This is a genomic window from Bernardetia sp. MNP-M8, assembly GCF_037126285.1.
Classification (GTDB): Bacteria; Bacteroidota; Bacteroidia; order Cytophagales; family Bernardetiaceae; genus Bernardetia.
Genome location: NZ_CP147012.1, coordinates 2,612,802 through 2,628,444, shown reverse-complemented (window position 1 = coordinate 2,628,444; position 15,643 = coordinate 2,612,802). Strand labels below are relative to the sequence as shown.

Here is a 15,643-nt window from a genome sequence, read left to right as displayed (position 1 = left end):
GTATTAATTTTCTATTTCAATTTTCATTTTATTGGTCTGATAATCATAAGTAACCAGCAGTTTTTCTTTCCCAAAAAAACGGTATTCTATCATTTGAAATATCTTTTCTATTTTGTAGTAGTCCTTTTTTTCAGAATTATAAAAGTAAACATAAAAAGCTTTATCATTATCTACAGCTTTTGTTGTTAATTGCTTCACTCTTCGAACAATACCCAAGTTGTAATTATAAGCAGCAAATGAGACAGTAGCAGGAGATAAATAACTTGTTTTTTTGTTATTATGTAAGTCTTCTCCATGAATTGTATCATCGTAATAAAAGTTACCTAAAACACCAACTAAGTTATCATTCGGTTCTCCATTCAATAACTCAAACCTAACTCTTGGTTCTCTTGTGTGAATATAGTAAGACATAATTATATCTTCAATTTGTTCTAAACTATCGTAATAGTCATTTTTTTCTACAATATCAAAATCACTACAACAAGCGTTATAATGAATATTATAAACGTGTCCTTTATTAAATTTTGTCAGAATAATACGCTCTTTATTTCCATCACTAAACAGAATTGTATCAAAATTTGATTTATGAATAGGAATTTTGAGAGTATCTGGAGTAAGGTTAAATTCTACATTATTTATTTTCCATTTCCAACTTTCTGCTATTTCAATATCCCCTCCCCAACGTTTACAAGAAACAAAAATACTATCTTGACTTTGAGCTTGTGAAAATGAAATTTGAGAGAAAAATGCTAGAATGAAAACAAGAAGAATGATATTTTTCATAGAAAATAGTTTTTATTTCTTAGCTAACAAAAGTCCTAAAAAAGTAAGTCCTCCATTTATTAAAATAGCTTCATAGCCAATTTTATATCCTCCAAAAAGTTTAGGCGAATTATTGATAAATGAAACCAAAAAGAAAGTAACAATAGGTGCAACTACACAAATAAATGGTGTAAACTTATCTTTTATTTCTATTTTGGTAAACATTCCGAAGGCATACAAACCCAATAAAGGACCATACGTATAACCTGCTGCCGTAAAAATCCCATCAATAACTGACCTATCATTGTAATAATGAAAAGCCAAAATCACAAAAAATAAAACGGCTGCAAAACCTACTTGTACCTTCAAACGAGTTGATTTTTTTGTTTGTTCTTGGGTAGTATAATCTTTTTCTGTCATTGCATTTTTATACTCTTTGAATCCTAAAAAATCTACACAAAAAGACGTTGTAAGAGCTGTCAGAGCCGAATCTGCACTAGAATACGCTGCTGCAATAATTCCGATTAAAAATAAAATTCCTGCCAGTGCTGGTAAATGATTTTTAGCAATGATTGGATACAGCATATCTGTTCTTTCTGGAATTGCTATGCCTTTTGTGTTTGCATACATATACAAAAGCGCACCCATTGCTAAAAACAATAAATTGACAAAAACTAAGACAATACTAAACCAAAATATATTTTTTTGAGATTCTCCAAGCGTTTTGCAAGACAAGTTTTTTTGCATCATATCTTGGTCTAAACCTGTCATTGTAATAGCAATAAAAGCACCTCCTAAAAACTGTTTGTAGAAGTTTTTAGGCGTATTAATGTCCCAAAAGAAGATTTTACTCATAGAATTATTCGAAACAGAACTATAAATTTCTGAAATAGAATTCAAACCCAATTCTTTTCCTATCATTATAATCGTAATTCCGACAGCCAAAAGCATAAAAAGTGTTTGCAGTGTATCTGTCCAAACAATCGTTTTGATTCCTCCTTGAAAAGTATAAAGTAAAACCAATATAATTGTAACAAAAACAGCTATTTCAAACGGAATTCCTAAAGGCTCAAAAAGAAAAATTTGCAATACACCAGCAGCCAGAAACAAACGAAAAGCAGAACCTACAATCCTAGACAATATAAAAAAACTAGCTCCAGTTTTATATGACCAAAAACCAAAACGAGCATTCAAATACTCATAAATGGAAGTAAGATTGTGTTTGTAATAGAGAGGTAGCAAAACTATGGCAATAACTAAATATCCCAAAAGATAACCAAAAACAATTTGCATATAACTAAAAGCACTTGCTCCTACTTGCCCTGGCACAGAGATAAAAGTAACGCCTGAAAGCGATGCGCCAATCATTCCAAAAGCTACCAAATACCAAGGTGCATTTCGATTGGCAGTAAAAAAAGTTTCGGTAGTTGCGCCTCTTGAAGTGCGCCAAGAAATAAAAAATAAAACTCCGAAATAAATAATAAGAACGATAAGGGTAGTTTGTGGGGACATTTTTTTATTTGATAATACAAATACCGAGACTGATTAGCAAGTGATTTGTATGATGAATTACAGGATAAAGGCTAATAATGAGTAATAATAACAATTGTATACAAAAATAAGAGTTTCATTGTATTATCCTGCATTTAGTCATAAGAATCATATAAATCACTCGCTAATTAATTCAAAAAAAGCAAGTCCATTTCTGAACTTGCTTTTCTAAATTTATAAAATGTGTTACTTAATTAAAATTAAGCTGCATTTTCTTTCTTAATTAAATTCAATGCAGAACCTTCATTGTACCAAGCAATCTGACTTGCATTATAAGTATGATTCAATTTGATAGTATCTTTTGAACCATCTTTATGAGTTACTTCTAAAGTAAGTTGCTTATTTGGAGCAAAATCTTTCAAATCTGTAAAAGTAAAAGTATCATCTTCTTGAATCAAATCATAATCTGCTTCATTGGCAAATGTAAGACCTAACATACCTTGTTTTTTAAGGTTAGTTTCGTGAATACGTGCAAATGATTTTACGATTACAGCAGCTACTCCCAAATGACGAGGTTCCATAGCAGCGTGTTCTCTTGAAGAACCTTCACCGTAATTATGGTCACCCACAACGATAGAAGAAACACCAGCAGCTTTGTATGCTCTTGCCGTAGCAGGAACAGCACCATATTCGCCAGTAAGTTGATTCTTAACGCTGTCAGTTGCTTTGTTGAACGCATTTACAGCACCGATAAGACAGTTGTTAGAAATATTATCTAAGTGTCCACGGAAACGCAACCAAGGTCCAGCCATAGAAATATGGTCAGTCGTACATTTTCCGAATGCTTTAATTAATAATTTAGCATCCTTAATTTCTGAACCAATTGGTGTAAAAGGATCTAATAATTGTAGTCTTTCAGAATTTGGATCAACAACAACTTGAACACCTGAACCGTCTTCCATTGGAGCTTGGAAACCTGCATCTTCTACATCAAATCCTTTTGGTGGCAATTCTTGACCTGTTGGTTCGTCAAATCTTACGTCTTCACCATGTTTGTTTTTCAATGTATCTTTTGTAGGGTCAAAATCCAAACGACCCGAAATAGCAATCGCAGCAACTAACTCAGGAGAAGTTACAAAAGCATGTGTATTTGGATTTCCATCTGCACGTTTTGCAAAGTTTCTGTTGAACGAGTGAACGATAGAGTTTTTAGGTGCATTTTTAGGGTCAGAGTATCTTGCCCATTGTCCAATACAAGGACCACAAGCATTTGTAAAAATAGTAGCTCCTAATTCTTCAAAAATTCCTAATAAACCATCTCTAGCAGCCGTAAAACGTACTTGCTCAGAACCTGGATTGATTCCGAATTCAGCTTTTACTTCAATTCCTTTATCTACAGCTTGTTTTGCTATAGAGGCAGCTCTTGATAAATCTTCATATGAAGAGTTAGTACAAGAACCAATTAGTCCCCATTCTACATCTAAAGGCCAACCGTTTGCTTCAGCTTTTGATTTTACGTCAGTTCCTGCTTCAGAAGCTAAGTCTGGAGAGAAAGGACCATTGATGTGTGGTTTTAATTCGTCTAAATTAATTTCGATTACTTGATCAAAGTATTTTTCTGGATTTGCATATACTTCGTCATCTCCTGTCAAATAATCGGCTACTTCGTTGGCTGCATCTGCTACGGCATCACGACCTGTTGCACGAAGGTAACGCTCCATTGACTCATCATAACCAAAAGTAGAAGTTGTTGCTCCAATTTCTGCACCCATGTTACAGATAGTTCCTTTTCCTGTACAAGACATAGATTTTGCGCCTTCTCCAAAATACTCAACGATTGCGCCTGTTCCACCTTTTACAGTAAGGATACCAGCTACTTTCAAAATAACATCTTTTGGTGCAGACCAACCTGATAATTTACCAGTCAATTTTACACCAATTAGTTTTGGAAATTTCAATTCCCAAGGCATTCCTGCCATTACATCAACAGCATCAGCACCACCAACACCGATAGCAACCATTCCTAACCCACCAGCATTTACTGTATGCGAATCTGTACCAATCATCATTCCACCAGGGAAAGCATAGTTTTCTAAAACTACTTGGTGAATAATACCTGCTCCTGGTTTCCAAAATCCGATGCCATATTTATTAGAAACAGAAGATAAAAAATCGAATACTTCTGAACTTGTTTTGTTTGCGAATGCCAAATCCTTTGCAGCTCCTTCTTTTGCTTGAATCAAGTGGTCACAGTGAACCGTTGTTGGTACAGCCACTTTATTTTTTCCTGCTTGCATAAATTGCAACAAAGCCATTTGAGCTGTTGCATCTTGACACGCAATTCTGTCTGGTGCAAAATCTACGTAATCTTCTCCTCGTTTGAATGCTGTTGTTGCTTCGCCATCCCAAAGGTGATTGTATAAAATTTTCTCTGATAAAGTTAGTGGTCTACCTACTACTTCTCTTGCTTTATCTACACGACCTTTGAGGTTCGCATAGACTTTTTTCATCATATCTAAATCGTAAAGAGCCATTTTTTTGTTTTTTATTTAAGAGTAAAAGATTTTCAAAAAGATATATAGTAGTCTAACTCATATCTTAAAAAATAGTTGGAAATAGTTAGAATACACAAAGGATGGTGTGTGATTGTGTGTGTTTTTCTATAAATGAATAGACAAAATACATGTCTTTCCATTTAAACTAGAAAATTACGCACAACTAAGCAAATTATCAATTTCTTTGCTTGTTTAACTATTAATTAGAATGATTCTAAAAAGGAGGGTTTGTTGTTCTATAAATCAAAAATGATTTTCAAAGCAATATCTATCTTACTCATTTTTTCTTTAGATAATTTACCCAAAATTCGGACAACTCGTTCTTTGTGGTCTATCGGACGAGTTTGAAGACAGTCTGCAATAGACGTTTTACTAAGTCCATTTTCTTCGTTTGTTTCTATTACTATATTTGTTATTATCAGAGCTTTTTTCTCACTCCACGCTGTTAAAGGAACAACTTGAATAATAGGTGTTTTTTCGTTGTAAAAGTCATTTGTAACAATTACACAAGGACGTATTTTCCCTGTTTCCGAACCCTTTGTAGGATTTAGATTTATCAATAAAACTGTTCCTCTTGTTAGTTCCATAGTTTATTTCCAGTCTTGATTAGAAGAATCAATCCATTCATTTGCTTTCTCATCCTCTTGATATAATTCGGCATAAAGTGCAGCAGAATCTATAATTTGCTGTTTTTTTCGTTCTTCTATTTCAGTACGTAGGAGATTAAGGGCGTATGAAAATAATTCATCAGCACTTTCAAAACCAAAAAGAGAATGATTTTGAAGTAAATTAATTTCTTCTTTACTGACTATAAAATTAGCTGATAATTGCATAATTGAAATAAATTTAGTGTTTATGAAACTAATATAGCTAGAAAATTAGGTATAAGAAAATGAGGTATTGTTTTTTTTGGAATTAAAAAAAGGTTAAAAGCATTATTTCTTTCTATTCATTGTTTTTCAAGAAAAAATAATAGATTTGTATAAAAGATTTAAATTTTTGAAACCATTATGAAAGACAAAATAAAAGGCTGTTTAATTGGTTCAGCCATTGGAGACGGATTTGGTTATCCAACTGAGTTTATGAAGGTGGAAGAAATAAAACTAAAATGGGGAAATAATGGACTCACAGAACCAATAGGCGATATTATAAAAGTAACTGATGATACACAAATGGCAATAGCTGTATCTAAAGCAATTATGAATTCCTACGAAGAAGGAAATTTGGTAAGAGATAATTTTGAAAAAGAACTAATAAATAAATTTGTTTTGTGGCTGAATGATGATGAAAATAATCGTGCGCCTGGAATGACTTGTCTAAAATCTTGCGAAAACCTAGAAAAAGGACTAAAATGGGAAAAAGCCACAGCAAAAGATTCAAAAGGTTGTGGCGCAAATATGAGAGTTACACCATTAGGGATATTGAAATTCAAAAATAAAAATATAACAGATACTCAAATTGGTAAATGGTCGCAATTTCAATCTGCCATAACACATGCTCATCCTACTGCTTTAGTAGCTTCTGAATTGACAGCTATTGCCATTATTAAAATTATAGAAGATGTAGAACCAACAAAATTAATTGATGTATTGATAGAATATAGTCATTCTCAAAAAAATGTCTACCACGAAGATTTTCTCAAAAATATATGGGAAAGAGCAGGAATTTATAATGAAGTAGATTTTATAAACAGAGGTTGGGAGCAGTCTATAGAAATATTACAACGAGTTAAGGAAGCTATAAAACTAAACGATAAAGAAACAGACCCATGTGAATATACAGGAGAAGGTTGGATTGCTGAAGAATCTTTGGCTACTGGCTTATTGTGTTTTTTATTATATCCAAATGATTCTGTAAAAGCACTAATTAGAGCAGTAAATACAAAAGGAGATTCAGATTCTATTGCTTGTATCACAGGAGCATTAGCAGGAGCTAGAAATGGAATATCATCATTTCCAAGTAATTGGGTAGAGCGTATTGAATATCAAAAAGAATTGAATGACTATATTTCGTTTGTTTTGAATGAGTGATTTAATTTGGTAAAAAAATCAAATCTAAATCAAGTTAAATCTATCAAATTAATTACTTTATTCTGCTTATTATAAAAGATTTTGAGTAATTTTTCCTTTTAAGTGATGAAAAATGGAAAGTTCTACAAAAAAATAGTAGTTTTCTAATATTTTTCCGTATCTTTGATTCGAAGGAACAACTTAGAGCCTTCAATTTATTAGTTTTTATCTCGTTAATTAGTTTTATGAATCTTTACGTATCAAACTTGCCTTATTCTATCACAGAAGAAGAATTAGAGGCTGTATTTTCAGAACTTGGTGTTGTTACATCAACAAAAATTATCACAGATCGTGAAACACGTCGTTCAAGAGGTTTTGGTTTCGTTGAAATGGAATCAGAAGAAGATGGCGAAGCAGCTATCGAAGAATTGAACGGTATTGAGCTTAAAGATCGTGAAATCCAAGTAAAAAAAGCCATTCCTAGAGAAAACAGAGGTGGTGGAAACTTTGGTGGTGGTCGTCGTGACTACTAAACAAAAACAATTGAATTAGTTATCAATAGTTATAGTTTCGCACTAATCCTGTTCTTAATTGAATCAATATATTTTAGCTCAATGTAAACTTTACAAAGAGCGACAAAAAAGCAACTTTTGAAAAAAAGTTGCTTTTTTTTTGGTACATTTTTTATAAAAAAAAGATAGCCTAAAAAATTAGACTATCTTTTTGTAAAAAATATAAGTTTAAAAAATGAGTTAGATTTAAGCTAGGCTGTTCAATCAAGGTCAAAAAGTTCCCTAATTTTTTGACCTTGATTTAAGCAACATTTTTCATTATTTTTTTCAACTTTAACTCTTTGCATTTTATGTTTTCTAACGCATTTTGAGTTTCTTCTATTGAAAAAGCTCTTCCAAAAGTAGCTATTGTAAAAATAAATTCAGTTAAACCACTTCTGCTGTTGGGATTTATTTTAGTTTTAAATTTTCCAAAATAACTCTCAATAATATCAGAACTACAAAGAATAAATTCCTCCTTCAAACTCTTACTTTTGTTTTCTAAATTATTCAAATATAATTTAGCGTTCTCCATAAAAACTTTTGCTTTTGGGTTTAATTTGTCTCCTGCTTGAGACTCAATAAGTAGCAATTTATTAAGAATATTTTTCTTTTGTAAAACTCCAAATCCTGTAGTTTTAAGCTCTTGACAAACCATTTTAAATACTTTTTCTACCTGTATTAGTCCTTTTATAAACTCCTCTTTTTCTTTCAAAAAAAGAACTTGTTCTTGAACACATGAGGGTAAATTGTCCCAATTTTGTACTATTTTTTTTGCCCAATTAACACAAGGAAAGATATTTGCAAAACGCATTTTTACCCTCATAGAAGGAGGCATATACTGACTATTATCTTTACTTAAATTCCATTTTTGTCGTAATTGACCGACAAGGTTACTAAATAATTTGAAATCAGCATCTTGATGATAAAGTCGCTTTAAATGATTAGCTAAAATATGAGTACAATCCTCTATATGGGTATAATTCAATGATTTATAAGCCTTTTTTAAGTTAGTACCTTCATCACTAACAATATATTTTATTTTTGTTTCAGAGGCTATTTTACTTAATTCTTTCGCTATTTGTTCGCCTCTCCATTCGTTACCAATTTCTACTGCCAAAACTTCCATATCACTATGAGATAAACTTCGGTTTTTAGGAATAGCATCTACTGAAACACCTAGTAGCAAAAGTATTTTTTCACTACCAAAACTAATACTTTCATCCACATAGACCACATACTCGCTACTTTGGTTTTCTGTGTGTTCAAGACGATAAGCTCCACATTTGCATAACCAATTACGGATACTGCTATGACTTGGTAATTTGCCTTGTAAACCAAAACAAAGATGTAAGCAAACTAACGTATGACGACAACTGCGTAAACTCATACCACCATATTTATATAGTTCTAGTACAAAATTGACTACCTGTAAGCTATACTGGTGTCTTTTTGCTTTTTTAGTAGACAAGTTTAATTTGCCTTGTAATTTTTCTGCTTGATATTTTTTTTTCCAAGAATCTCGGCTATCTAAGAGTTCTTTAATACGACTTTTTAAATAGTCGTTTTCTTTTCTGCGTGCCATAGCTTTGGATTTCCAGTTTTTTATCCTATATTCATACTGTCGTTTAGACATATTCCTCGGTATTTTTTGTTGTGTAGTAACTCAAAAATACGAGGAATTTTTTTTATAGTTTGTACAGCCTAGATTTAAGCCAAATCAAATCTATCTAAATTCATTACTTTATCCCATGCTGCAACAAAATCGTGTACAAATTTTTCTTTTGCATCATCACAAGCATAAAGTTCAGCTAAAGCACGGAGTTCTGAGTTTGAACCAAAAATTAAATCTACACGAGAACCTGTCCATTTTACTTGTCCTGTTCTTCTGTCACTGCCTTCAAATGTTTTCTGAGTGTCAGAAGTAGCTTTCCAAGTCATTGTAAAATCAATCAGATTTGTAAAGAAATCATTTGTAAGAGTTTCTTTATTCTCTGTAAAAATACCATAAGAAGAGCCATCAAAATTTGTATTCAAGACACGCATTCCACCTACCAAAACAGTCATTTCAGGAGCAGTCAAAGTCAATAATTGAGCTTTATCAATCAATAATTCTTCTTCTGACAATGTATATTCAGCTTTGGAGTAGTTACGGAAACCATCTGCTTGTGGCTCTAAGAATTTGAAAGAATCTACATCAGTTTGTTCTTGTGAAGAATCTGTACGACCTGCCGTAAAAGGAACTTCTATGTCATGACCTGCATTTTTAGCAGCTTTCTCAACAGCAGCACAACCTCCTAAAACAATTAAATCAGCAATAGAAACTTTTTTGTTTCCATTATCAAATCCTTTTTTGATTTCTTCAAAAACGTTCAATACTTTAGCTAACTGTGTTGGATTGTTTACTTCCCAATCTTTTTGAGGAGCTAAACGAAGACGACCACCATTTGCACCACCACGCTTGTCCGAACCACGGAAAGTAGAAGCCGAAGCCCAAGCCGTAGAAACTAATTCAGAAATAGATAGTCCAGAATTAAGAATTTTAGATTTTAAAGAATTAACATCATTTTCATCAATCAAATCATAATCACGAGCAGGAATTGGGTCTTGCCATAAAAGTTCTTCAGTCGGAACTTCCTCTCCCAAATAACGAGAAACAGGTCCCATATCACGGTGAGTCAGTTTGTACCAAGCACGAGCAAAAGCATCAGCAAATTCAGTTGGGTTTTCATGAAAATGTCTTGAAATTCTTTCATAATCTGGATCTACACGCAATGCCAAATCGCTTGTAAGCATAAAGGGAGCGTGTTTTTTTGATGAATCATGAGCATCAGGAATTGTTCCTTCTCCTCCTCCATTTTTTGGTTTCCATTGATGCGCTCCTGCTGGACTTTTGGTAAGCTCCCACTCAAAACCAAATAGATGATCAAAATAATCATTACTCCATTTTGTTGGCGTTGTTGTCCAAGCTCCTTCTAATCCACTTGTAATTGTATGTACTCCATGTCCACTTTCGTATGTATTTTTCCATCCTGTTCCTTGCTCTTCAATAGCTGCTCCTGCTGGTTCCATTCCTACATATTTTCCTGGATCTGCTGCGCCATGTGTTTTTCCGAATGTATGTCCTCCTGCAATAAGAGCAACAGTTTCGTAGTCGTTCATTGCCATTCTTGCAAACGTTTCACGAATATCTTTTGCTGATGCTAATGGGTCAGGTTTTCCATTTGGTCCTTCAGGATTTACATAAATAAGTCCCATCTGAACGGCTGCTAATGGATTTTCTAATTCTCTGTCACCTGAATAACGTTTGTCTCCTAACCATTCGCCTTCCGAACCCCAATAAATATCTTGTTCTGGTTCCCATACATCTTCACGTCCACCTGCAAAACCAAAAGTTTGTAGTCCCATTGACTCTAAAGCACAATTTCCTGCCAAAATCATAAGATCTGCCCAAGAGATTTTTTTACCATACTTTTTCTTAATTGACCAAAGCAACAAACGAGCTTTATCAAGATTTGCATTATCGGGCCAACTATTAAGTGGTGCAAAACGCTGTGTTCCTGAGCCACTACCACCACGACCATCAGCCGTACGATATGTACCTGCACTGTGCCAAGCCATACGAATAAAAAATGGACCATAATGACCATAATCAGCTGGCCACCAATCTTGAGAATTTGTCATTAATTCAAAAAGATCATTTTTGATAGCTTTTAAATCCAAACTTTTAAATTCTTCAGCATAATTAAAGTCTTTGTCCATTGGATTAGCAAGAGAAGAATTTTGACGAAGAATAGTTGTTTTGAGCATATTTGGCCACCAGTCAAGATTTGTTGTTCCTTGTCCTGCTGTAAATTTTGCTGCTCCTCCACCTGTAAAAGGACATTTACTAGATTCGTTGGTGTCCCAAACTTTACCTTTTCCGTTTGTGTTGTGTTCCATTTTCTTTTTAGAGTTTAAGGTTGTGATAAATTAAGATAGTAGTGTAATTACTTATTAATCAATAATTTATAAAAAGATTTTCATAATTAAAAAAATAAAATAGTGTTTTTCTCTTTTCGTATCACAAAGATTAGATTTTTAAAATTATAAATCAAACTGATACTTTCTATAACAATATAGATATAATTGATTGACTTGTTTTCTTGACAATCAAAACCATTTTAAACAACAGTCTGTTAGCTCAAAAAACACAGGAAAAATATAAGATTAATTTATAGGTCAATGATTAAAAGAATAGAAAATGCAAAACCTAACACAAATAGACTGGGATAATTATAGGCTACAAGGTGATAGAGTAGCTGATGAAATAATACAAAAAACACAAGAACAAAATCAGTGGGAACACCTTAGAAAAGTAATTACAATTCAATGGGGCGATAATCAAAGTTTGCCTGATAATTTACCTGATTTTATACAAAATTATTTTACTCAAAATGCTGTTTTGCCTATTGGTTCTGATATGGAAAAAATAGCAAAAGGACAGGAGCTTTTTCAAAAAAATGCAGAAGACTGTTTAAGTCTGTTGGGTACAATGTCTTTGCCCTATTGTTATGCTGCTGCTGATGGAGCACAAGTTTTATATTTTTCAGAACGTATGCGAAATGATGCACAAAAACGACTTTTAGAAACGGCTCGTTTTGTTTTTGAAGTCAATCAAAGAGATAGTTTGAAAGAAGGTGGACTTGCTTTTATTACTATTTTGAAAGTTAGACTATTACATGCTACCATTCGTTTTCACGTCAAAAACCATAAGGACTGGAATAAAAAATGGGGGCTGCCTATCAATCAAGAGGATTTGATGGGAACAAATATTGCTTTTTCGTCTATCGTTTTGCGTGGACTTCGAAAGCTGGGAAAGAAATTCACAAATCAAGATGCTGAAAACTATTTACATCTTTGGTTTGTAGTGGGACAACTTTTAGGAATTGATAAAAAAATCCTTCCTCAAACAATGAAAGAAGCCGTTTTTCTTTCTCAAAATACAGAAATGCGTCATTTTAAATCTTCTCATGAAGGAAATATTCTGACACAAACTCTACTTTCTCATTTTGACGACATTTTACCTCCTGTTGTTCCTAAAGGCTATATTCATAGTTATATGCGTTTTCTTTTGGGCGATAGAGTTTGTGATTTATTGGGTATTCCTGCTGCAAATTGGACAAAATACATAGTTCAGACCTTACCAATTATTGAGACTATGAAAGCCAGTTTTGGAAAAAGTCCTCATGCGATTCGTTCTTATTGGGAAGCTCGTAATTTGATTTCTAAACAGAAATAAAGTTAGATTTTTCATAATAAACGTTATCACGGTTAAATTAGTAATATTCATTTTTCCATAGCACAAGGTTTGCAAACTCCTGCGCTATGGAAAAATAAGACAGATTTGTTTTTCTATAACTTGCTAATTATTAGACCTGTAAACAACTGTGATAACGTTTAATAGAATCATTCTTTTTTCTCTCCAATTTTATATTTCATTTTTTGTCCCATACTTGTTGTGGCATATCCTAAAACAGTTTCTTTTTTTGATTCTCCATTCAACAGATAATCAATATTTATAGTACAATCTGCTTCTATATTTATCCAAATCATTTCACTTTGTCCAACATCTAATTTTTTGATTGTTTTGTTTTGGCAGCCTGTAATTTTTAACTCTGTGATAGTTTCCTGTGTAGAATTTATGAAACTGATTCTCATTGTATCCATTAAAAGAAATGTAACCCAAGAATAAAAAAGAAATGCAGGAATATTAAGTAAAATAATTCCTGCTGTTATAAATAAATGTGTTTTGTAGTGTTTCTCTTTTGAATATCGTCTCAAAATTAAAATCAAAAATATACTATTTATAATTGCTGCCACAAGAATAAAAACACCTCCTAAAGACAAAAGGAAATCAGCAGAAGTGAGGTAATAAACGATGAAAATAGCTGTTCCAATCAAAAAAGAAAGGATAGCTATTACTCGTCCTGTTTTTATGAGTTGTTTGGTTTCCATAAATAACTGATAAATTTAATTATACATCTTCATTTTTGCTTTCTTCTGCGAGTTGTTTTAAAAGAGGCGCACGTTCTACACGTTCCTCTAAAGAAATAAAGGTTTCAGTTCTGACAATCCCAGGTACTTTCTGGATTTTGTCGTGTAAAACTTCTCTTAAATGCTTTGTATCTCGGCAAATAATTTTGGCAAAAATACTGTATGCACCTGTTGTATAATGTAAACTCAAAATTTCTGGAATTTTGGATAACTGTTCAACAGACTCATCATACATGGAACTTCGCTCTAAATAAATTCCTAGAAAAGCAGTAACATCATAGCCTAATTTGGCATAATCAATCGTTAGGGAAGCTCCCTTTACGATGCCCAAATCCTGCATTTTTTTCATCCTAACATGTACTGTTCCACCTGAAACAAATACTCTGTCAGCAACCTCCGTGTAAGGCAATTTTGCATCATCTGTAAGTTCAGATAAAATGCGTAAATCACAGCTATCGATTTGAGAATTTTTAGTCATTTTATTATGTGGTTATTGTAATTTTCCTAAAAAATACAAGAAATATTGCGAATTGCCTAAATATCTATAAAATATTTTGCAAAAGTTTTAGAATTCAAAAAAAAATAGTATGTTTGCATAACGAATTAAGAATTTTAGTTTATCTATAAAAACTTAATTCAGACCCTATATAGTAGGGCGTGTGTTTTATGTGTTGTTTATTGGTTAAGGTCAAAAAGGCGTTGCTGCTGGCATCGCCTTTTTTGTTTGTGTTTTGTTTTTTTTGTATGCTCATTAGCTTGAAAACTAACTGTATGAAAATATTCTTCAATAACTTATAATTCTATTTTAAGATTGTGAGTAAACTAATTGTTCAAATCTAATCTAAAATTAGTTTGAGTTTTGATTGTATTTTTCTATTTTTAAGAAAAGTAAAATAAAAAAAACTAATCATTACCAAATTATGCCAAATTTACCTCCTGATTTACCCAATAATTTACCAGAAGATTCTCCTCGCCGTCCTGATGGAGAAACACCCGATATTACTACCAAAAGTCGTAACATGACCTGTCACGATTGTGGTGCAAACTTAGTCTATGCTCCAGGAACGACTGCTCTAAAGTGTAATTATTGTGGTGCAGAAAACGAAATTGTTGCAGAAGTAGAAACTATTATTGAAGAACATGATTTTTATGCAGCTCTTCAACAAGCATCTTCTAAAACAGAAATGCAAACGTTACAAACTGTGCAATGTGATAACTGTGGCGCACGTACTACACTCAAACCAAATGTAGTTTCTGATGAATGTGCTTTCTGTGGAACACCTCTAGTCACTTCTTCACCTGAAACGGTAGAAGTATTTCAACCCAAATCATTATTACCTTTTGATATTGATCAAAAAGCAGCAGGCAAACTTTTTAAGGATTGGGTTTCTAGCCTTTGGTTTGCTCCAAATGATTTGAAAAAAAGAGCAGAACTTACAGAAAAACTAAAAGGAATGTATATTCCTTATTGGACATTTGATAGTGAAACAGATTCTCGTTATCACGGAATGAGAGGCGATTATTATTATACAACTGAAAGTTATACAGATAGTGATGGAAATCATCAAACTAGGCAAGTTCGTCATACTCGTTGGTCTCCTGTATCTGGACGAATAGACCATTTTTTTGATGATACATTGGTGTTAGCTAGTCATTCCTTACCACGAAATTATGTAGACAAACTTGAACCATGGGATTTAGAGAAACTAGCAGGTTACGATGAGCGTTACTTATCTGGTTTTCAAACAGAAACCTATCAGATTGACCTTAAAAGTGGTTTTGAAGTAGCAAAAGGAAAGATGCAAGAGCAAATTAGAAATCTAGTTTCTAGAGATATTGGAGGAGATGAACAGCGCATCGAAGATATTCAAATTGATTATAATGATATTACTTTTAAGCATATTTTGCTTCCTCTTTGGATTAGTGCTTATCGTTATCAAGATAAAGTCTATCGTTTTTTGGTCAATGCTCGCACAGGTGAAGTACAGGGTGAGCGTCCGTATAGTGTTATCAAAATTGCATTGGCTGTTATTGCTGTTTTGGCGATTATTGCATTACTTTTCTTTTTTACAAGTGGAAAAAGAAGAGCTGATTTGTTTGATGGAACTGACTTTGGAAACTTAGCTTATACAGATTCTTATTCTCATTTATTTCAAAATACATTTCAGAATATTTATTTGAAAGTGGATTTGATAAGTCAATTTATTATGAATATTGATTTTCTGAATTGGATTTGATT

The 15,643-nt window shown here is 32.7% G+C and carries 13 protein-coding genes; 4 read left to right on the top strand and 9 right to left on the bottom strand.

The annotated features are described in order from the left end of the window. Nucleotides 1–3: 3 nt before the first annotated feature. The 5 genes from V9L04_RS10825 to V9L04_RS10805 all read right to left on the bottom strand — a co-directional run bounded on the left by V9L04_RS10825 (nucleotide 4) and on the right by V9L04_RS10805 (nucleotide 5,641). Nucleotides 4–783 (bottom strand): hypothetical protein, encoded by a 780-nt coding sequence (locus tag V9L04_RS10825; protein WP_338794156.1) that lies wholly within the window; start codon nucleotides 781–783, stop codon nucleotides 4–6. A gap of 12 nt (nucleotides 784–795) precedes the next feature. Next, nucleotides 796–2,274, bottom strand: a complete 1,479-nt coding sequence (locus tag V9L04_RS10820; RefSeq protein ID WP_338794155.1) for a sodium:solute symporter — start codon at nucleotides 2,272–2,274, stop codon at nucleotides 796–798. A gap of 239 nt (nucleotides 2,275–2,513) precedes the next feature. Next, the gene (locus tag V9L04_RS10815; RefSeq protein WP_338794154.1) at nucleotides 2,514–4,787 is read right to left on the bottom strand and encodes an aconitate hydratase; all 2,274 of its coding nucleotides are present in this window, start codon (nucleotides 4,785–4,787) and stop codon (nucleotides 2,514–2,516) included. Between the two features lie 257 nt (nucleotides 4,788–5,044). Beyond that, entirely contained in the window at nucleotides 5,045–5,395 is a 351-nt protein-coding gene (locus tag V9L04_RS10810) for a type II toxin-antitoxin system PemK/MazF family toxin (RefSeq protein ID WP_338794153.1), read from the bottom strand. Between the two features lie 3 nt (nucleotides 5,396–5,398). Further along, nucleotides 5,399–5,641, bottom strand: a complete 243-nt coding sequence (locus V9L04_RS10805) for a hypothetical protein (protein ID WP_338794152.1) — start codon at nucleotides 5,639–5,641, stop codon at nucleotides 5,399–5,401. Between the two features lie 177 nt (nucleotides 5,642–5,818). Between V9L04_RS10805 and V9L04_RS10800 the strand changes: the two genes are divergently transcribed. Both V9L04_RS10800 and V9L04_RS10795 read left to right on the top strand, forming a co-directional pair. After that, a complete protein-coding gene (locus V9L04_RS10800; protein ID WP_338794151.1) occupies nucleotides 5,819–6,838 on the top strand; it encodes an ADP-ribosylglycohydrolase family protein in 1,020 nt (339 codons plus the stop codon). A gap of 224 nt (nucleotides 6,839–7,062) precedes the next feature. Next, nucleotides 7,063–7,350 (top strand): RNA-binding protein, encoded by a 288-nt coding sequence (locus V9L04_RS10795; protein ID WP_338794150.1) that lies wholly within the window; start codon nucleotides 7,063–7,065, stop codon nucleotides 7,348–7,350. Between the two features lie 280 nt (nucleotides 7,351–7,630). Here V9L04_RS10795 and V9L04_RS10790 read toward each other — a convergent pair whose 3' ends face one another. Both V9L04_RS10790 and katG read right to left on the bottom strand, forming a co-directional pair. Continuing rightward, nucleotides 7,631–9,004: a hypothetical protein gene (locus V9L04_RS10790; RefSeq protein ID WP_338790948.1), complete on the bottom strand. Its 1,374-nt coding sequence runs from the start codon at nucleotides 9,002–9,004 to the stop codon at nucleotides 7,631–7,633. Between the two features lie 74 nt (nucleotides 9,005–9,078). After that, nucleotides 9,079–11,310, bottom strand: coding sequence for a catalase/peroxidase HPI (gene katG / locus V9L04_RS10785; protein ID WP_338794149.1), 2,232 nt, complete (start codon nucleotides 11,308–11,310; stop codon nucleotides 9,079–9,081). A gap of 301 nt (nucleotides 11,311–11,611) precedes the next feature. Here katG and V9L04_RS10780 point away from each other — a divergent pair, with 301 nt between their 5' ends. Beyond that, nucleotides 11,612–12,649, top strand: coding sequence for an oxygenase MpaB family protein (locus V9L04_RS10780; RefSeq protein ID WP_338794148.1), 1,038 nt, complete (start codon nucleotides 11,612–11,614; stop codon nucleotides 12,647–12,649). A 167-nt stretch (nucleotides 12,650–12,816) separates the two neighbouring features. Here the strand turns inward: V9L04_RS10780 and V9L04_RS10775 are convergent, their stop codons facing one another. Next, complete coding sequence (locus V9L04_RS10775; RefSeq protein ID WP_338794147.1) at nucleotides 12,817–13,365, bottom strand: hypothetical protein; 549 nt, start codon at nucleotides 13,363–13,365, stop codon at nucleotides 12,817–12,819. Nucleotides 13,366–13,384: 19 nt separating this feature from the next. Next, nucleotides 13,385–13,882, bottom strand: coding sequence for an Lrp/AsnC ligand binding domain-containing protein (locus V9L04_RS10770; RefSeq protein ID WP_338794146.1), 498 nt, complete (start codon nucleotides 13,880–13,882; stop codon nucleotides 13,385–13,387). Between the two features lie 442 nt (nucleotides 13,883–14,324). Between V9L04_RS10770 and V9L04_RS10765 the strand changes: the two genes are divergently transcribed. Further along, the gene (locus V9L04_RS10765; protein ID WP_338794145.1) at nucleotides 14,325–15,641 is read left to right on the top strand and encodes a hypothetical protein; all 1,317 of its coding nucleotides are present in this window, start codon (nucleotides 14,325–14,327) and stop codon (nucleotides 15,639–15,641) included. The last annotated feature ends 2 nt before the right edge of the window (nucleotides 15,642–15,643 follow it).